Here is an 18,271-nt window from a genome sequence, read left to right as displayed (position 1 = left end):
CCGCGCGGCGGCGCCCTCACTGCACGTAGATCGACGGCCGCACGGTCACGATGCCGCCCGTCACCCAGTAGTGCGCATGCGGATCGACCGGCACGCCGAAGGTCGCCGCCGAGCTTGCGTTGTCCCAGCCCACCTGGAAATTGAGCGCCTGCGCGTTGAGCGGATCGAGCGAGGTCAGGTAGACCATCGCCATCATCACGCCGGACGACTGCGGCACCAGCGTGAGCTTGCCGATGCGCATGTCGTTCGGGTTGTCGCAGCCGGGACCGCCGTCGCGCGTGATGTGGTCGAACGTGATCCGGCCGGCCTTGGCCGCGCCGGCGAAGTGATAGGTGCAGCGGCCCGCCGGCCCGCCGCTGACGAGCAGCGGGCCGCTGGCCGTGACTTCGATGTTGGTGGGGGTGATGGTCTGCGCGCGGGACGCAGCGGACCAGCCGAATGCAACGATGCAAGCCGCGAGCGCGGCGTTCTTCGAAATGGACATCCTGCCCTCCTGGGATCGCGGCCGGGGTTTGGGTTCACATCGTTGGACCGGCGCGCATCGATGCTAGGCGAATCCGCCCTGCGCGATTGTGCGCTGACACACGCTGGCGAGGGAATACGCGGGGCAACGCACGGTGCCGGACGCGCCCCGGCGGGAACGTCTTCATGCCCGCCGGCAAATCGCGGGGCCCAAGAGACCCGCGCGCATCGACGACGACATCGACGAAGCCGCGCCGCGTCACCCGCGCAGCGGGCATTGAAATGCATATGAAAGGTTCACCGGAGCCGCGCCGCGCGACCCGCTATACTCCGGCTGTTCCCGTGCACACGATCCCATCGACCATGAGGCGGTTCCTTTGTCCGATCGTTTTTGCGCTGGGCTGTGCGCACCCCGCGCTGGCCCAGCAACAGCCGCAGCCCGCTGACCCGGCGTCGGCGGCCACGGCCGCCGCGGTTGCGGCCGCGTCGGCCGCCGAGCAGCCGCCGCCGACGCAGCCGCCGCCCGACAATGTCCGCCTGTCCGGCTACCTGATGCACAAGTTCGGCGTCGCGCGCGACAAGGCCGTGCAGATCGCCAACGCCGTCGACGTCGCGGCCTCGAAATATTCGCTGCCGCCCGCGATGCTGCTCGCGATCATCTCGATCGAATCGCGCTTCAAGGAGAAGGCGCGCGGCTCGAACGGGGCGACCGGCCTGATGCAGGTGGTGCCGTCCGCGCATCGCGGCCTGCTGAAGAACACCAAGGATCTGACCGAGCCCACCGCGAACATCGACGCCGGTTCCGCGATCCTGTACGGCTACCTGAAATCGGCGCGCGGCGACGTGACGCTGGCGCTGAAGAAGTACGGCGGCTCGACCGCCTACGCCGAGAAGATCCAGAAGCACGTCGGCGAATTCAGCAAGGTGGTCGAGCGCCCCGCGTCGGCCCCCGCGGCCAGCGACGCGGGCGTCGCGTCCGCCAACTGAGCCGCGCGCCCGCCGCGCGTCACGCGAGGCGAAACGCCCGCACCCCTTCCTTCATCTGCGCGGCCTGCTCGCGCATGCTGTGCGACGCGGCGGCCGCCTGCTCGACGAGCGCGGCGTTCTGCTGCGTGACCGCATCCATCTGCCGGACCGCCTGGCTGACCTGGCCGATCCCCGTGCCCTGATGCGCGGACGCGGCGGAGATCGCCTGCATCAACGCCGCCACCCGCGCGATCTCGCCGACCATCGCCTGCATCGAGGCGCCCGCATCGCGCGCGACGCCCGCGCCCGATGCGATATGTTCCCGGTCGTGGTCTCGATCAGGTTCTTGATCTCCTTCGCCGCCGTGGAGCTGCGCTGCGCGAGGCTGCGCACTTCGCCGGCGACCACCGCGAAGGCGCGTGCCGCAACGCAGTTGGGGGGCTTTGTCGATGATTCGGATGCCTTGCTCGCGGCATTCAAAGAGGAATTTTTGGCGGAGGTCGATGGGCGGCGCATTGGTTTCGGTTCGCCAGGCGACGCAATAGGCACTGATGTCTGATACGCGCGACATAGTACGTTGGCGAGCACATGCGATGTGGTTCACCGGCCCGCGCCTTCGCCGCGCGCTGCCGCTCAGGCCGCGCGACGCAGCACCACGGTCGGACGCCCCCGATAGACGGCCTCCGCGTCGCGCCGATAGCCGAAGCGTTCGGCGAGCCGCAGCGCGCCGCGCTCACGCCGCCGCGCGATCCGCGTCCGGCCACGGCGTCAGGATTTCCGCGCCGCTGTCGGTCACGACGACCATGTGCTCCCATTGCGCGGACAACGATCGGTCGCGCGTCACCACGGTCCAGCCGTCGGCCAGCTCGCGGGTCTCGGGACGGCCCGCGTTCAGCATCGGTTCGATCGTGAAGATCATCCCGGGCGCGAGCGTGAGCCCGATCCCCGGGCGCCCGTAATGCAGCACCTGCGGCTCGTCGTGGTAGATCTGGCCGATGCCGTGCCCGCAGTACTCGCGCACCACGCTGTAGCCCTCGCGCTGCGCGACCGACTGGATCGCGTGGCCGACATCGCCGAGCGTCGCGCCCGGCCGCACCTGCGCGACGCCCGCCATCATCGCGTCATGGGTCGCGCGGATCAGCCGCTGCGCATCCGGGGACGCCGTGCCGACGCAATACATGCGGCTCGTGTCGCCATACCAGCTGTCCTTGATCACCGCGACGTCGATATTGACGATGTCGCCGTCTTCGAGCCGCCGATCCGACGGAATCCCGTGGCATACCACGTGGTTGACCGACGCGCAGATCGTCTTCGGGAACCCGTGATAGCCGACGTTCGCCGGAATCGCGTCGAGCACGTCGACGATGTAGTTGTGGCAGAGCCGATCCAGCTCGTTGGTCGTCACGCCCGCCTGCACGTGCGGCGCGATCATCGCCAGCACGTCGGCGGCCAGCGCGCCCGCGCGCCGGGCCTGCGCGATCTCCGCCTGATTGCGGATCGCCACCTTGCGACGCCCCGCCATCACGCGACCTTCGCGAAATCGTCGCGCGCGAGCGCCGCGCCGCCCGTCTCGGCGTCGAGCAGCACCCGGCAGATCTCGCCGTAGCTGAGGGTGGGATTCAGTTCGGCCACCATGCCCACGCGCAGCCAATGCTCCGCCTGCGCATTGATCGAGCGGCTCAGCGCGCCGCTCGCACGGCGCAGCGATTCATGCATCTGCTCGGAGATCTTGACGATGCCCATCACATTCATCCTTATACGTTTCATATACGGATCGTATATTAGCAGAGCATCCGGGCGCTGCGCGCCCAGCGCGCATTTTTGGCGATTTTATTTCGAGATTTTTCGTGGAATCGTGGCGACGCACCGGGGCGTCGCATCCCGCGACGCCGTGCAGCCGGCAGCCGAATCGAGCGGGACGGAACGGGCATCGACCATGAACAATCGGGTACAGGCGCTGACGGGATTGCGCGCCGTCGCGGTGACGCTCGTCGTGCTCGGCCATGCGGAGCACACGCGCGCGGGCGGCTACACGCACGGGCTCGCGCCGCTGCGGCTGATCGCCGACGGCCGCCTGGGCGTGCTGATCTTCTTCGTGTTGAGCGGCTTCCTGATCACCCGCCAGCTGGACGACGAACTGGCGCGCAGCCACCGGCTGCGGCTCGGCCGCTTCTATGCGAAGCGTGCGCTGCGGATCTGGCCGGCCTTCTATGTCTATCTGCTGGCGATCGCCGCGCTCGCGTATGCCGGCTGGCTCGACGTCACGCCGCGCCAGCTCGCGTACGCCGCGCTGCATCTTTGGAACTATGCCGGACTCGTCGGGCTCGCGGCCGACAATCTCCGCCACCCGGACGGCGCGTGGTATCTCGGTCATTTCTGGACGCTCGCGCTGGAGGAGCAGTTCTACTGGCTGTGGCCGCTGCTGCTCGCCGGGCTGTACCGGCGGCGCGGCCAGCGCGTGCTCATCGTGCTCATCGTGCTGATCGTCGCGGTGCCGCTCGGGCGCGCCGCCACCTACTTCGCCGCGCCCGCGCTGCGCGGGCAGCTCGGCATGATGCTCCACACGGGCGTCGATCCGATTCTCGTCGGCTGCTGGATCGCGCTCAACGCCGAGCGGCTCGATGCGTGGATCCGCGCCTGGCCGCGCCGTTCGCGCGCGCCCACGGCCATCGTGCTGGTATTGCTGGTGGCGATGCCGATCGTCGAGGCACGGCTCGGCGGCTTCTGGTATGCGACCTACGGCGTGACCCTCGAAGCGGGGCTCGCCGGGCTGCTGATCGCGGTGCTGATCGCGCGGCCGGATTTCTGGTTCTCACGGCTGCTGCGCACGCGTGCATTCGGCTTCGTCGGCACGATTTCGTTCAGCCTCTATCTGTGGCAACAGTTGTTCATGCATCCGGGCGGGCCCGCGACGCTGCCGTTTCCGCTCGGCGTCGCGGCCGCGCTCGCGGCGGCGGCGCTCAGCCACGCCTGCATCGAAACACCGTTCCTGCGCATCAAGGATCGGCTCTCGCAACCCGCCGCCGCGCGAGCCGCTGCTGCAACGGCCGAGAGCCTCGGGCCGCCGCTGTCGCCGACCGAGTAGACGCGTCGCGCCGTGGGCGGACCGCCTGCGCCGTTTGCATACCCGTTGCGCATGCATCCGTGTGCGTGCCGCGGCCGCGTCGTTTCATCCGCTTGCAGGGCGCGGCGCACGACGACTCGGTGGGCGCCGCATCGGCGCGGAGCGCCACGCGGATCGGAATCCAGTGCGACGAGCACGTCCGCCCCGCACGTGGAAACGGCGCGCCGCTCACGCACGAGCCGCATCGATGCGCGCTTGTGCGCGGTTCATCCACGCGAGCCCGCGAATTTACGATCCGGCGCAGCCGGCGCTTCGCATTCAATGACGCACGCGTCGCCTCGCGCGCGATTCGCATCGATGCGTGCCCGGCGCTCGGCCTGAACCTGTCCGCGAATTTCTCATCCTTCGCAACCCGGCGCATCGCGTTCAATGAACTACGCGTCGCCGTGTGCAAGCTGCATCGATACCTGCATGCGCATCGCTCATCCGCGCCAATCCACACATTTCAAGCTCGGCAACCGCCAGCGCCTCGCTCAATGAAACGCACGCCGCCCCGCGCTCGCATCCTCTCGATGCATGACCGCACGCCACTCGTCTGCGCCATTCCGTGAATCGTCAATCCAGCAATCGCCAGCGCCTCGCTCAGCGACACGCACGCCACCCCGCGCTCGCATCCTCTCGATGCATGACCGCACGCCACTCGTCCGCGCCATTCCGTGAATCGTCAATCCAGCAATCGCCAGCGCCTCACTCAGTGACACGCACGCCACCCCGCGCTCGCATCCATCGACGCACACTCGCACGCCGCCCATCCGCGCCAGCCCGTGAATCTCCAATCCAGCGAACTCAAACGCTGCGCGCACAACGAGGCACCTCGCAGCTTCACGCGCGAGCCGCATCGATACGTCTCGGCCGCTCGCATCGTTCACCGCTCCCGCACTCCGGGCCGCTCTACTGCGCTCCCCGCCCCCGCGTTGACATTCTTCGCCAACCTTGCGCCGCTTCACGTTCGACGAACACACCGTTCCCAACCACTCAGCGCCGTCCATCGACGCACGCGCCGCGCCATGTCACGTTACACGCGCCGTAACACCGGCCATCGCGCGCGCGGCGCACGCGCGCGAACCCGCATCCCACCGTGATCCTCTCCCGCGCTTCGCCTTGGCACTCTTATTGCTGAATACAAGACAAAACAGGCTCAGGGAGGCCAACATGGACATCGTCGAATTCGCGCATGGACCCGCGCCCGCCGACGCGCTCGAGATCATCGACGGCGTACGGCTCATCACCCCCGCACGCGGCGCGCCCAGCGTGAAGAATCCGCCATTGACGTTGTACGGCGCGTACTGCCAGGGCATCGACGACTACGTCGCGCGTCGCCCCAACCCCTATCACGCGGGCAGCCGTTTCGCCGCGATCTGGCGCGAGGGGCACAACGAAGCCACCGCGCGCGACCTCGGGCAATAAGCCGCCCACCGATACGCTCGCCTTCGCACCACGCCGATTGCGCGCCGCATCCGCGCGCAATCGACATCGCACCATCGCACCATCACACCACCAAGCCGCGACGGCCGATCGCCATTCCCGATCGCGCCTACGACCACCCACCCTCTCCTCACCACCACCGAAGCGACGACCGCACCCGCCGCCACGCGCCACCACGCCGCACACGATCGCCGCCACATAACGCGCGCCCGGAGTTACCATTCGCCCCCGTGCATCACACGACACGCGACACGCTGCCTGCAAGGCGCACGAAAGATCAGGCGCTCACACGCTTACGAATGGAAAGGATTACAGACATGAAAGCGGTCAAGAGAACCGGCTCGCTCAACACGTCGTCTTTTCGTCTCAGAACCCTGTGGCTCGGACCGCGCGGCTTGCGCGCCGGCTGGGCCGCGCTGCTCTATTGCGCACTCATCGCCGCGATCATGGCGGGGTTCGCTTGGGCCTGCCGGCGGCTCGGCCATCCGTTCGAGTTTCACGGCGTGATGAACGCGCCGACCCAGATCCAGTTCGAACTCGCGCTGTGCATCGCCGCACTGGCCGCGACCCGCGCGATGGCCCACCTCGACCGCGCGCCGTGGCTCGACTTCGGCCTGCGCGCGCCGCGCGGAGCCGTGCAGTTCACGCTCGGCGCGCTGTGCAGCGTGGCGATCTTCAGCGTGCTGATGCTCACGCTGATCGCGCTCGGCGGCGCAACGACCCACCACTCGGGCGCGCGCGCGCCGGTCGCGCTCGTCTCCGGATTGCAATGGGCGATCGCGTTCGTGCTCGTCGCGGCGGCCGAGGAGATCGCGTTTCGCGGCTATGTGTTCTTCCGCCTCGCGCGCGGCACGCATCCCGTCATCGCGACGGCGCTCACCTCGTTCGCATTCGGCCTGTCGCACGCGGCGAACCGCGGCGAGAATCTCGCCGGCGTGGTGCCGGTCATGATCTACGGCTTCGTCGCCTGCCTCGCGATCTGGCGCACCGGCTCGCTGTGGTGGGCGATCGGCCTGCACGCGACCTGGGACTGGAGCGAGTCGTTCCTGTTCGGCGCGGCCGACAGCGGGCTCGTCGCACAGGGCAACCTGCTGACGAGCCAGGCGACCGGGCCGGTCTGGCTGAGCGGCGGCACGGTCGGTCCCGAGGCCAGCGTGCTGGTATTCCCCGCGCTCGCCGTGCTCGCGCTGATCGCATGGCGCGGCCTGCCCGCGGCCGCGCGGCAACGGCCCGCGCGCGCGACCTGAAGCCCGGCCCCACCCGTCACGCGCCGTCGGCGCGCCGCCCGGTCGCGAGTTCCGATGCGCGCTGGTCCTCGGGCAACGGCCGATGCTTGCCCGTCCCGATCCGCTGCGCGCGATAGATGCCCATGTGCCCCGAGAACAAATAGGCGACCACGCAGGCCAGCAGCGCATGCACGCCGATCGGCGCGCCGAACAGCTCGATCGCCATCAGCGTCGACGCGATCGGCGTATTCGCCGCGCCCGCGAACACCGCGACGAAGCCCATCGCCGCCAATACCGGCACCGGCAGCGCGAGCACCTGCCCGAGCGCGTTGCCGAGCGTCGCGCCGATGTAAAACAGTGGCGTCACCTCGCCGCCCTTGAAACCCGATGCGAGCGTCACGACGGTGAAGGCAAACTTCCCCGCGAAATCGTAGGCCGGCAGCGGGCCATGAAACGCCGCCTCGATGGTCGGAATGCCGAGGCCGAGATACTGCGGCGCGTGCAGCGCGGTCGCGGCCGCCGCGACCAGCGCGCCGCCGATGAACGGCCGCAGCGGCGGATAGGCGATGCGTTGCTTGAAACGCGCGCCGAGCGCGTGCGTCGCCTGCGCGAACAGCCGGCCCACGAGGCCGAACGCCACCCCCGCGACGAGCGTCGACGCGAACCCCGACAGGGTCAGCGGCGGCACCAGCGGCACCGCGTAGACGGTATGGTGCGCCCCCCACAGGCGACACACGGCGTCCGCGACGATCGCCGCGATCACGCAGGCGAACAGCGCGTCGTAGCGCAGCCGTCCGATCGCCAGCACTTCGAGCCCGAACACCGCGCCCGCGAGCGGCGTGCCGAACACCGACGAGAAGCCGGCGGCGATCCCGGCCATCAGCAGGATCCGGCGTGCATCGCGATCGAGGCCGGCGAGCACGGTCAGACGGTCGGCGAGCGCGCCGCCCATCTGCACCGCGGTGCCCTCGCGGCCCGCCGAGCCGCCGAACAGGTGGGTGACGACGGTCGCCGCCAGCACGAGCGGCCCCATGCGCTTCGGCACGATCCGGCGCGGATCGTGGATCTCGTCGATCAGCAGGTTGTTGCCGCCTTCGACCGACCGGCCGATCCGGTGGTACACCCAACCGGTCGCGAAGCCCGCGAACGGCAGCCCCGCGAGCAGCCACGGATGCGCGAGACGCGTGTCGGTGGCGACATCGAGCGCGTACAGGAAGAACGCCGACGCGCTGCCGGCGAGTACGCCGAGCGCGCTCGACAACGCGAGCCAGCGGCCGAGATGCGCGAACAGCGCGGCCGGTTCGATCGAGACGAGAGATTTCATGAGCAGCAGATTTGACAGGACATCAAACCCGGGCGGCAGAACGCCACTTGCACCAGACGGCCTACGACCTCCTGCACCCAGGAACGCGTAGGCATCATCAGCCGGCTGACCGGCGGTTATACGGAGGCATGCCATCTCCGGAAGCGCGTCATTCTACGCGATTCCGGCGTCGCACGGCGCGGGCCGCGCGCCGCGCGCTCACGCGCCGAGCGGGTCCGCGAGCGCGAGGAAGTCGGGCGCAACCGCGTCCCAGTCGGATTCGGCGCGCAGGTCGGTGGTCTGCGCGGGCCCGTGCTCGCGAGGCCGCGCGACGAATGCGGTGCGCAGGCCGCAGCGCCGCGCGGCCGCGAGGTCGCCGTTGTGCGCGGCCACGAGGCAGATCTCCTCGGGCCGCCGCGCGAGCAGGTCGGCGGTGCGCAGATACGATTCGGGCGACGGCTTGTACGCCTGCACGACCTCCGCGCCGAGAATCGCGTCCCACGGCAAGCCCGCGCGCTTCGCGACGTCGAGCATCAGCGCGATGTTGCCGTTCGACAGCGGGGCGATCACGTAGCGCGCCTTCAGCCGCGCGAGCCCCGCCACCGCGTCCGGCCATGGATCGAGCCGGTGCCACGCGAGATTGAGTGCGTCGAGCGCCGCGTCGGGCACCGCCGCGCGTTCGATGCCGAACGCCGGCAGAATCGCTTCGAGATTTTCCCGGTGCAGCACGTCGAGCCGCGTGAACGGCCGGCGGCCGCTGCGCACCGCTTCCATCGACGGGCTGTAGCGCGCGCGCCAGGCGTCCGCGAATGCCGCCGGATCGGCATCCGCGCGCCCGTGGCGGGCCAGGAACGTCGCGGCGTCGCGGATCACGCCCGCGCGCCAGTCGACCACCGTGCCGAACACGTCGAACAACAGGACCTTCACTTCAGTGAATCCCATCACGCCCCCGTCTGCGTTGACGCGCCGGCTCGCCCGGCGCGGGCGGATACGGCGCCCGCCGCACCGTCGGCGATTATCGGGCGTGCTCAGGCCGCGGCGCGCCCCTGCCGGCGCGCCATCGCGGGGCTCACCGCGTGCGCGGGATCGAAGCCGAAGAACGCGAGCACCTCGCGCGCCACCGCCTCGCGATCGTTGTCGGCGCAGATCATGTGATAGCTGTTCTCGAGCACGATCCCGCGCGCATCGGGCAGCACCGCCTGCAGGAATTCGGCCGAACGCAGGCTCGTCAGTTCGTCCTCGCGCGCGTGCAGGACCAGCGTCGGGCAGGACGTCTCGGGCGCGGCCGCGCGCACCCAGTCGCGCATCCGGTCGACCTGGCGAATGCACGCGAGCGGCACCCACGGATAATGGAAGTTGTCCGCGCGCTCGAATTTCTTCTTCACGATCGCGCGGATCAGCGGGTTCTTGAGGCCGTAGGGATCACCCTCCTCCACCCGCAGCCGCGCCGGCACGCCGGGCATGTGGTACAGCAGGTGGCGCAGCGCGCGATACCAGGGCGTCGACCAGCCGTCGATGAACACCGGCGCCGCGAGCAGCGCGAGCCGGCCGCGCGCGTGCTGCACGCGATGGCACAGCAGCAGCGCGACGAGCGCGCCCATGCACATGCCCGCCACGTGCAGCGTGTCGTATTCGGCCGCGAGCGCGTGGTATTGCTCGGTGACCGCGTCGAGCCACGCTTCCGCGCGCACGCCGACGAGATCCTCGGGGCGCGTGCCGTGGCCCGGCAGCGTGATCATGTGCGCGTCGCCGCCCGCCCGCCGCATCGCCTTGTGCAGAGAGCCGAGGTCATACTGGGTGCCGCCGAGCCCATGGATCAGCAGGACGCCGGTGCGGTCATTCATGATGGGCGCACGCTCCGTCGCTCACTCTGCCGTGTCCGCATAGAGACGTTCGAGCTGCCACACGCCTGCCACGACCGTCACGTCGACGTTCGAATCGAGCAGCGGCGCGCCGTGGTCGGTGATCGCCTGGGTGCCGCCGTCGGGGCGCACCACGCGCAGCGACACCGGCGCGCGCTCCTCGCCCGCCATCGCGGCGCGCCAGTAGCGATGCAGTGCATCGCGATCGGTCGGATGCACGCGGTCGAGCACGTCCGACAGGCACGCGATCTGCTCGGCCGTCACGCCGACGCCGAACACGCGCTGCACTTCGCCGCTCCATTCGATCCGCCCGGACTCGGGATCGAGCACGTAGGCGATCTGGCCGGCGCTCGCGAGCGCCAGCTCCATGTTGTTCTGCAGGACGGCCGCGTGTTCGTGCACGCGCTCGCGGGTGGTCTTGAGCGTGCTCACGGTCAGCACGAGCAGCGAGGCGACCGCGAGATACAGCTGCGCCTCGAGCAGCGAGCGGCCGTGATGCTCGTCGAGCAGCGCGAACGGGCCGTCGCCCTGCGCGGTCTGCAGGATCACGATCAGCGCGAGCACCAGCACCGACGACGAGCCGACCCGCCCGCCCAGCAGCACGGTCACGGCCACCGTCATGAACAGCGGGATGTAGGTCAGCGCGTAGCCCGCGCCGGCGCCGGCGCCGAAGCGGTCGACGCTGTCGCCGTCGAAGATCACGACCGCGCCGATCGCGAGCAGCACGAACGACACGATGCCGAGCACCACGTCGAAGCGCTCGTGGTCGCCCGAGCGGTGTGCGCGAAAGCGCGACCACGAGGCGAGCACGGGCGTGATCAGCAGCACGCCGACGAAATCGGACGCGGCCCACACGAGCCCGACGTCGATGAACGATGCGCCCTTCACGAGCGCGAACCAGGCCGCGCCGCCGAGCGCGCCGAGCACCCCGGCAACGAGCGCGGCGAGGATCACCGAGCGCAGGAAATAGAGCCCTTCGAGCGAGAAGCGCGTGCGGCGCACGAGCCAGACCGCGAGCGCGGCCGCGCCGACCTCGTCGACCGTGAACAGCACCGCGTTGAGCAGGTTGCCGCGCTCGATCGCGACCAGCGCGAGCTGGCCGAGCAGGAAGGCGCCGCCGAGCGTGGGCCATTCGCGCATCGGGCGCAGCATGAACGCGCCCACCGTGACGCCGGCGGGCAGCCAGATATAGCCGGTCAGGCGAATCGGGCCGTTGAACCGGTGCGAGATATAACCGCTCGCGAGATACAGCGCCGCCCAGAGCAGCGCGGCCACGAGTCCGGGCCGGGAGCGTTTGGTGTCCATCGAGGTGTCCTTGAGTCCCGCGCGGCGCTTGATGCCTGCCGCGCGTTCGGGCGATTCCGCCATGATAGGCGTTCGCGGGCGCGCGAGCCCGCGAACGCGGCCCATTTTACCCGGGGACCGGTTCCGTCTGCGAATTCCTGCCCTCGGCCGGCGCGGCCCCCGGTCGCAATTTGGCTGACCGGCGTCCGATTTCGCACGCCGCGCGCATTTTTGGGCGGGGAAGCTGGCTTCGCGATTCCGCGCGCGCTTTCCCCTTTGCTCAGGAGACCCCCGCAATGAAGATGAACCGCCGCCACTTCGTGCATTCGGTCGCGGGCGCGTCGGCCGCCGCGCTCGCCGGCGCCTGGACGAACACCGGCGCCGCCGCGCCGACCGCGACCGCCGCCTCGGCCGTCGCCGGGCCGCTGTCGCTGACGCCCGGGCGCTGGGCGCCGCGCAATTACGCGCGCCTCGCCGCCGTGATCGACGCGCACGGCGCGAAGAGCGCGTCATACCGCGCCGATCGACGCCCCTACGCGGTGTTCGACTGGGACAACACCTGCATCATGAACGACTGCGAAGAGGCGTTGATGATGTATCAGATCGACCACCTGCGCTATCGGCTGACGCCGGACCAGTTCGCGACGATCCTGCGCCAGGGCGTGCCGGACGGGCCCTTCGACGCCTCGCTCGGCTACCGCACGGTCGACGGCAAGCCGGTCGCGATGGCCGACATCGCCGCCGACGTCGAGCGCGACTATCGCTGGCTGCACGCGCACTACGACGGGCTCGGCGGCACGCTGCCGCTCGCCGAGATCCAGCGCAGCGAGGCCTTCAAGGATTTCCGCGCGAAGCTGTATTTCATGTACGACGCGATCTGCGACACCTATCCGGTGGAGATCGGCTACAAGTGGATCATGTACTGGTTCGCGAACCTGAGCCGCGACGAACTGATGACGATGGCCTACGAGAGCAACACCGCCAACCTCGGCGACGCGCTGCGCAAGGTCACCTATGAAAGCTCGCGCGCGGAGCCGGGCCGCGCGGGCGTGGTCGCGGCCACGCATTTCCACGGCATCCGGATCCACGAGGAGATCCGCGCGCTGATGGACACGCTGCGCTCGAACGGCATCGACGTCTACATCAGCACGGCATCGCTCGACGACGTGGTGCGCGTGTTCGCGGGGCATCCCGCGTTCGGCTACGGCGTGCCGGCGGCGAACGTGATCGGCATGCGGCTCGTGATGCAGGACGACCGCTACGTCAACGCCTATGCGCCGGACTGGCACTTCAACTACGGGCCGGGCAAGACGGTCGGGATCCGCAACGTGCTGCAGTCGGCCAAGGGCTACGGGCCGCTGCTCGTGTTCGGCGACAGCGACGGCGATGCGTGGATGCTGCGCGACTTCGACGACACGGCGGTCGGCGTGATCGTCAACCGGATGAAGACGGGCGAGATCGGCCTCGACAGCCAGCGCGCCGCCGCGCAGCTCGGGCGCGCCGATGCGCGGCTGGTGCTGCAGGGGCGCAACGAGTACACGGGCCTGATGACGGCGGACGAACGCTCGCTCAAGTACGGCAAGACCGAGCCGAAGCTGCTCGCGTAAGCGGTGAAGCGGGGGCGGGCCGGCGACGCACGCCCCCGCCGCCGTCTTCGCCCGCCCGGCAAGCCGCTACTTCGCGCGGCCGTCGCGCCGGCGGCGCACCGCGTCGGCGGCGATGCCCGCCTGCTCCTGCACGCGGCCCGCGGCCTGTTCCGCGAGCCCTTCCGCCTCGGCGCGGCGATCGCCCATCACCTTGCCGAGCGCCTCCTTGACCGAGCCCCGGATCTGCCTGAGCTTGCCGTCGATGCGATTCCTGTCCATGGTCGACTCCTTCGGAAAATGCAAGGAAGGCCGGCCGTCGCGCGGCCGGCTGTCGACAGCATCGCAAACGCGGCGCGCGCGCGACAGGTGCGAATGCCCCGCCGTCGCGGGTGCATCCGCACCTGTCGCTCAGCGACGCCCCTTCGCGCCGCCGCGCGCGGGCGGTTCGGCCGGCCCCGCGATGCCGCGCTCGCGCGCCCATACGATCGCCTCGCCGCGGCTGTGCACGTCGAGCTTGGTGTAGATCGTCGCGACATGATTGCGCACCGTGTTCGGCGCGAGCCCGAGGCGGGCCGCGATCTCCTTGTCGGCGAGCCCCGCGCACAGCAGCTCGAACACCTCGCGTTCGCGCGCGGTCAGGTCGGACAGCTGCGCGCCCGCATCGGGCGCGTTCGCGCGGCGCACGTTCGCGAGCTTCTCGATCAGCGTGCGGCTGAACCACGAGGCGTCCTGCATCGCGGTCTCGATCGCCTGCACCAGTTCCATCTCGGTGCGCTTGCGCTCGCTGATGTCGAGCAGCGCAATCAGGATGCAGTCCTGCCCGTGGATCGCGACGTGATCCGCCGACACCACGCAGTCGAGCCGCTCGCCGCCGTGCGTATCGATGCGCACCTCCGCGTTGCGCGCGCCGCCGCCCGCGCGCTCCAGCAGCGCCGCGATCTGCCGCTGCGCGTCGCCGTCGGCCCACAGCCCGAGTTCGTCCGTCGAGCGGCCCAGCGCGTCCTCGTGCGCGTGCCCGGTCAGCTCGACGAACGCGGCGTTCACGTCGAGCAGCTCGGAGCGCGCGGCGGTCATGATCGCCATCGCGACGGGCGCCATCCGGAACGCCTTCGCGAAGCGCTCCTCGCTCTGCCGCAGCGCCGATTCCGCCTGCTTGCGCGGCTCCAGATCCATGAACGTGAACAGCATGCACGCCTCCTCGCCGATATCGATCGGCTGGCCGGCGACCACCACCGCCTTCGCGCCGCCCGTCGGCAGCTTCAGCAGCGCCTCCATCTGCGGCACCGTCATGCCGTCCGCGAGCCGCTGGATCGCCAGCTCGCGGTCGTCCGCGTGCTCGAACACGTCCAGCTCGTAGACGGAGCGCCCGATCACGTCGTCGCGCACGTAGCCCGTCATGTCGAGAAAGCCCTGGTTGACCTTGATGTAGCGGAAGTCGCCGAGCCGGCAGATCACGGCGGGCGCGGGATTCGCATTGAAGGTGCGCTCGAAGCGCTGCTCGGCGCTCGCCCATTCGGTCGCGTCGTGCAGCACCAGCGCGAGGCAGTCGGGTTCGCCCGCGTGGTTGGTCAACACCAGGCCGCGGATCCGGTGCACCCAGACGATGTCTTCGGCGTCGGCTGGCGCCACCTCGACCGTGACGTCGGTGAACGCCTCGCCGGCGATCACCCGGTCCATCGGGTAGTGCCCGTCCTGCACCGGATGATTGTTGCGGTAGCGCAGCCGGAAGCGCGCGCGGTACGCGTCGACGTCCGCGCCGAGCCCCGCGAGGTCGGCCACGCCATGCATCGACAGCGCCGCCTCGTTGGCCCACACGATCCGCTGGTCCGGCTCGACGAGAATCACGCCTTCGGTCAGGCCCGTGATGATTTGCTGCAACTGGCGCCGGTCGGTATGCGTCTTGAGCGCCTGCTCGTTGATCACTTCGTTGGCTGGATCGGTCATCGGTTCTCCGTTGCGGCGCACGGCCCGCGCGGCCGGCGCATCATGCGATGCTCGCCGCCGCGCGCGCCGCGCGCCAGGCGCGGATGCACCCGTTCGGCTAGTGCATCCGCACCGGTAGCCTGGCCGGCCCGACTTGGGCGGCCCCACCTGGGCGGCCCCACGGTTCCGACCCGCGCGCGGGTGTCGGGTTCCGGCCGGCGCGCGCCTAGCGGAACCGATTCTTCCGTTGCAGCAGCGAGATCAGCTGCTCGGCGATGCGCTCGAGCGGCAGGATCGCGGTGGCCGCGCCGATCGCGGCGGCGGCCTTCGGCATCCCGTAGACGGCGCTCGTCGCCTGGTCCTGGGCGATCGTGTAGTAGCCCTTGTCGCGCATCGCCTTCAGGCCCAGCGCGCCGTCCCGGCCCATGCCCGTCAGCAGCACGCCGAGCGCGTCGCCCTTCCAGTATTCGGCGACGCTGTTGAAGAACACGTCGACGGACGGCCGGTAGGGCGTCTCCTCCGGATAGCGCGTATAGCCGAGCGAGCCGCGCGCGGTCAGCGTCAGGTGGTCGTTGGTCGCGGCCAGCAGCACCTCGCCGCGCCGCGGCACGCTGCCCTGGCGCGCGACCTGCACCGGCAGCACCGTGTGGCCGTCGAGCCACTGCGCCATCCCGATCGCGAACGCCTGGTCGACATGCTGGACGATCACGATCGCGCCCGGGAAATCCTCCGGCAGGCGCTTGAGCAGCGTCGTCAGCGCGGTCGGGCCGCCCGCCGACGCGCCGATCGCCACGAGCGGCGGCTGCGCGCCCGGCGCGACGGCCGCGGGCGCGGGGGGCGCCGGCGCGGCGGTGCGGGTCGCGAGCAGGCGCCCGATCTGGTCGATCTTGGCCAGCAGCGGCTCGGCCAGCACGCCCTGCACGAGGGTCGGGGTGTCGACCGCGTCGAGCGCGCCCGCGCCCATCGCCTCGTAGATATGCGACGTGTTCGCGTCGACGCTCGCGGTCACGATCAGGATCGCGCACGGCGCGCGCTCCATGATGCTGCGGGTCGCCGCGACCCCGTTCACCTTCGGCATCACGAGGTCCATCAGCACCAGATCGGGCGGGTTCGCGACGCAGAAGTCGACCGCCTGCGCACCGTCGGTCGCGACCCACAGCACGCGGTGCTCCGGCCGCTGCGCGATCGCGCGGCGCAGGGCCTCGACCGCGAGCGGGAGGTCGTTGACGATGCCGATGTTCATGGCCGGGCGTCTCCAATCAGGTCGTGGACGGCGTCGAGCAGCGCCTCGTCGTGGAAGCTGCCCTTCGCCAGGTAATAGTCTGCGCCGGCCTCGAGGCCGCGCCGCCGATCCTCGTCGCGGTCCTTGTAGGACACGATCATCACGGGCACCGCCTTCAGCAGCGGATCGCGCTTGATCAGCGTGACGAGTTCGATGCCGTCCATCCGCGGCATGTCGATGTCGGTGACGACCAGATCGAACGCATCGCTGCGAATCGCATTCCAGCCGTCCATCCCGTCGACCGCGATCGTCACGCCGTAGCCGCGCTTTTCGAGCAGCTTGCGCTCCAGCTCGCGCACCGTCAGCGAATCGTCGACCACCAGCACGCGCTTCGCGCGCGGCGCGAGCGCGTGCTGCTCGCCGCGCCGCACCTTGGTCAGCTGGCCGCCGCGGATCAGCTTGTCGATCGAGCGGATCAGGTCCTCCACGTCGACGATCAGCACCGGATCGCCATTTTCCAGCAAGGCGCCCGCTGCGATGTTTTGAATTTTGTGAAGACGGCCGTCGAGCGGCTGCACCACCAGCATGCGCTCGCCCAGGAACCGGTCGACCGCGACCCCGTAGGTCTCGGGCTCGCCGCCCACCACCACCACGGCGGTGCTGGGCCGGCTCGCGTCCAGCTCGCCCGCCTCCAGCAGCTGGTGCGCGGTGACGAGGCCCACCCGCCGGTCGTCGAGCGGGAAATGCTGCTGGCCCTCCAGCACGTCGATGTCCGCGCGATCGAGCTCCAGCGTGCGGCGCACCTGCACGAGCGGGAACGCGTAGGGCTCGCCGCCCACCTCGACCAGCAGGCTGCGGATCACCGACAGCGTGAGCGGCAGCTGCAGCACGAAGCGCATCCCCTGCCCCGGCTCGTTGAAGATCCGCACCGCGCCGCGCACCGAGCGCACCAGTTCCTGCACCGCGTCGAGCCCGACGCCGCGCCCGGACACGTCCGTCACCCGCTCGCGCATCGAGAAGCCCGGCAGCAGCAGGAATTCGAGCAGTTCCTGGTCGGACAGCCGCGCGGCGGTGTCCTCGTCGGTCAGGTTGTGGCGCACGACCGCCGCGCGCACCGCGGCGAGGTCGGCGCCGGGGCCGTCGTCGAACACGCTGACGAGCAGCGATCCCGCGCTGTGGCGCGCCTCGAGCGTGATGCTCGCCTCGGCCGGCTTGCCGCGCGCGAGCCGCGCCTCGGGCGACTCCACGCCGTGATCGACCGCGTTGCGCAGCAGGTGGCCCAGCGGCGCGTCGAGCATGTCGAGGATGTCGCGATCGACCTGGGTCGCCTCGCCGACGACCGAGAAGCGCACCCGCTTGCCGAGCGAACGCGCGAGGTCGCGGACGATGCGCGGATAGGCGCGCGTCGCGTCGCCGAACGGGCGCATCCGGCATTGCAGCGCCTCGTCGTACATCTGCTCCGCGATGTGCGTGCCGCGCCGCTCGAAGCGGTCGAGCTCGTCGAGCCGCGCGCCGAATGCGCGCTGCAGGTCGGTGAACATCTGCCGCACGTCGTTGAGCGCGCCGTGCACGCGCGGATCGAGTTCCTCGGGCAGCGCCTCGTGGATGGTGTCGAGCGCGCGCGCCGCGTCGCGCTGCGCGCGCTTCAGGCGCAGCATCGATTCCGCGAACGGCTTGAGCCAGCGCGATTCGACCAGCGCCTCGCCGGACAGGCTCAGCAGCCGGTTCAGGCTGTCCGCGCGCACCCGCCGCATCTTGCCCGCGCGCTCGGCCTCGCGCCCCGGGTCGACGGGCGACGCGCCGGGCGGCTCGGCGTCGAACGCCGCGGAGCCGGGCGCGCCGGCCGGCGCGGGCGCGGGCGCGGGCTCGGACACGGGCCTGTCTCCTC

18 protein-coding genes and 1 riboswitch are annotated in these 18,271 nt (G+C 70.3%); of the genes, 6 read left to right on the top strand and 12 right to left on the bottom strand.

Going from position 1 to position 18,271, the window contains the following annotated elements; genetic code table 11:
* Positions 1 to 16: 16 nt before the first annotated feature.
* Positions 17 to 484 carry a PraA/PraB family alkane oxidation protein activator gene (locus tag AC1RQF_RS27565; protein WP_273996702.1) on the bottom strand — a complete coding sequence of 156 codons (468 nt, stop codon included), beginning with the start codon at positions 482 to 484 and terminating at the stop codon, positions 17 to 19.
* A 341-nt stretch (positions 485 to 825) separates the two neighbouring features.
* Between AC1RQF_RS27565 and AC1RQF_RS27560 the strand changes: the two genes are divergently transcribed.
* A complete protein-coding gene (locus AC1RQF_RS27560) occupies positions 826 to 1,449 on the top strand; it encodes a lytic transglycosylase domain-containing protein (RefSeq protein WP_273996703.1) in 624 nt (207 codons plus the stop codon).
* 19 nt (positions 1,450 to 1,468) lie between these two features.
* On the opposite strand, the gene AC1RQF_RS27555 is transcribed toward AC1RQF_RS27560, so the two are convergent.
* The 3 genes from AC1RQF_RS27555 to AC1RQF_RS27545 form a co-directional block, all read right to left on the bottom strand.
* Positions 1,469 to 2,032, bottom strand: coding sequence for a methyl-accepting chemotaxis protein (locus AC1RQF_RS27555; protein WP_492873393.1), 564 nt, complete (start codon positions 2,030 to 2,032; stop codon positions 1,469 to 1,471).
* 129 nt (positions 2,033 to 2,161) lie between these two features.
* Entirely contained in the window at positions 2,162 to 2,950 is a 789-nt protein-coding gene (map, locus tag AC1RQF_RS27550; RefSeq protein WP_273996704.1) for a type I methionyl aminopeptidase, read from the bottom strand.
* Positions 2,950 to 3,171, bottom strand: a complete 222-nt coding sequence (locus AC1RQF_RS27545) for a ParD-like family protein (RefSeq protein ID WP_273996705.1) — start codon at positions 3,169 to 3,171, stop codon at positions 2,950 to 2,952. Before AC1RQF_RS27545 ends, map begins: the two co-directional genes overlap by 1 nt.
* 193 nt (positions 3,172 to 3,364) lie before the next feature.
* Between AC1RQF_RS27545 and AC1RQF_RS27540 the strand changes: the two genes are divergently transcribed.
* The 4 genes from AC1RQF_RS27540 to AC1RQF_RS27525 all read left to right on the top strand — a co-directional run bounded on the left by AC1RQF_RS27540 (position 3,365) and on the right by AC1RQF_RS27525 (position 7,224).
* Complete coding sequence (locus AC1RQF_RS27540; RefSeq protein ID WP_492873392.1) at positions 3,365 to 4,513, top strand: acyltransferase family protein; 1,149 nt, start codon at positions 3,365 to 3,367, stop codon at positions 4,511 to 4,513.
* A 119-nt stretch (positions 4,514 to 4,632) separates the two neighbouring features.
* Positions 4,633 to 5,103 carry a hypothetical protein gene (locus tag AC1RQF_RS27535; protein WP_492873391.1) on the top strand — a complete coding sequence of 157 codons (471 nt, stop codon included), beginning with the start codon at positions 4,633 to 4,635 and terminating at the stop codon, positions 5,101 to 5,103.
* A 601-nt stretch (positions 5,104 to 5,704) separates the two neighbouring features.
* Positions 5,705 to 5,959 (top strand): hypothetical protein, encoded by a 255-nt coding sequence (locus tag AC1RQF_RS27530; RefSeq protein WP_492873390.1) that lies wholly within the window; start codon positions 5,705 to 5,707, stop codon positions 5,957 to 5,959.
* A 335-nt stretch (positions 5,960 to 6,294) separates the two neighbouring features.
* Complete coding sequence (locus tag AC1RQF_RS27525; RefSeq protein ID WP_273996708.1) at positions 6,295 to 7,224, top strand: CPBP family intramembrane glutamic endopeptidase; 930 nt, start codon at positions 6,295 to 6,297, stop codon at positions 7,222 to 7,224.
* Between the two features lie 16 nt (positions 7,225 to 7,240).
* Here the strand turns inward: AC1RQF_RS27525 and AC1RQF_RS27520 are convergent, their stop codons facing one another.
* The 4 genes from AC1RQF_RS27520 to AC1RQF_RS27505 all read right to left on the bottom strand — a co-directional run bounded on the left by AC1RQF_RS27520 (position 7,241) and on the right by AC1RQF_RS27505 (position 11,673).
* Positions 7,241 to 8,527, bottom strand: coding sequence for a voltage-gated chloride channel family protein (locus AC1RQF_RS27520; protein WP_492873389.1), 1,287 nt, complete (start codon positions 8,525 to 8,527; stop codon positions 7,241 to 7,243).
* Positions 8,528 to 8,608: 81 nt separating this feature from the next.
* Positions 8,609 to 8,675: riboswitch (Fluoride riboswitch) on the bottom strand.
* Positions 8,676 to 8,725: 50 nt separating this feature from the next.
* Positions 8,726 to 9,652, bottom strand: a complete 927-nt coding sequence (locus AC1RQF_RS27515) for a haloacid dehalogenase type II (RefSeq protein WP_492873404.1) — start codon at positions 9,650 to 9,652, stop codon at positions 8,726 to 8,728.
* Positions 9,535 to 10,350: an alpha/beta hydrolase gene (locus AC1RQF_RS27510; RefSeq protein ID WP_273996710.1), complete on the bottom strand. Its 816-nt coding sequence runs from the start codon at positions 10,348 to 10,350 to the stop codon at positions 9,535 to 9,537. Before AC1RQF_RS27510 ends, AC1RQF_RS27515 begins: the two co-directional genes overlap by 118 nt.
* Before the next feature lie 21 nt (positions 10,351 to 10,371).
* The gene (locus AC1RQF_RS27505; protein ID WP_273998408.1) at positions 10,372 to 11,673 is read right to left on the bottom strand and encodes an MASE1 domain-containing protein; all 1,302 of its coding nucleotides are present in this window, start codon (positions 11,671 to 11,673) and stop codon (positions 10,372 to 10,374) included.
* Between the two features lie 275 nt (positions 11,674 to 11,948).
* Between AC1RQF_RS27505 and AC1RQF_RS27500 the strand changes: the two genes are divergently transcribed.
* Positions 11,949 to 13,259, top strand: a complete 1,311-nt coding sequence (locus AC1RQF_RS27500) for a haloacid dehalogenase-like hydrolase (protein ID WP_492873388.1) — start codon at positions 11,949 to 11,951, stop codon at positions 13,257 to 13,259.
* A 66-nt stretch (positions 13,260 to 13,325) separates the two neighbouring features.
* Here the strand turns inward: AC1RQF_RS27500 and AC1RQF_RS27495 are convergent, their stop codons facing one another.
* From AC1RQF_RS27495 to AC1RQF_RS27480, 4 genes are all read right to left on the bottom strand, one after another.
* Entirely contained in the window at positions 13,326 to 13,517 is a 192-nt protein-coding gene (locus AC1RQF_RS27495) for a CsbD family protein (RefSeq protein WP_273996712.1), read from the bottom strand.
* A 129-nt stretch (positions 13,518 to 13,646) separates the two neighbouring features.
* On the bottom strand, positions 13,647 to 15,182 hold the full coding sequence (locus AC1RQF_RS27490) for a helix-turn-helix transcriptional regulator (protein ID WP_273996713.1): 1,536 nt from the start codon (positions 15,180 to 15,182) through the stop codon (positions 13,647 to 13,649).
* Positions 15,183 to 15,387: 205 nt separating this feature from the next.
* Positions 15,388 to 16,404 carry a chemotaxis response regulator protein-glutamate methylesterase gene (locus AC1RQF_RS27485; RefSeq protein ID WP_273996714.1) on the bottom strand — a complete coding sequence of 339 codons (1,017 nt, stop codon included), beginning with the start codon at positions 16,402 to 16,404 and terminating at the stop codon, positions 15,388 to 15,390.
* On the bottom strand, positions 16,401 to 18,271 hold a 1,871-nt coding region (locus AC1RQF_RS27480), incomplete at its 5' end, for a hybrid sensor histidine kinase/response regulator (RefSeq protein ID WP_492873387.1). The genes AC1RQF_RS27485 and AC1RQF_RS27480, both read right to left, overlap by 4 nt.

Source organism: Burkholderia sp. GW821-FHT14F03, from assembly GCF_058803765.1.
Note: the sequence above shows the minus strand (reverse complement) of the source record. Positions and strands in the feature narration are given on the sequence as shown.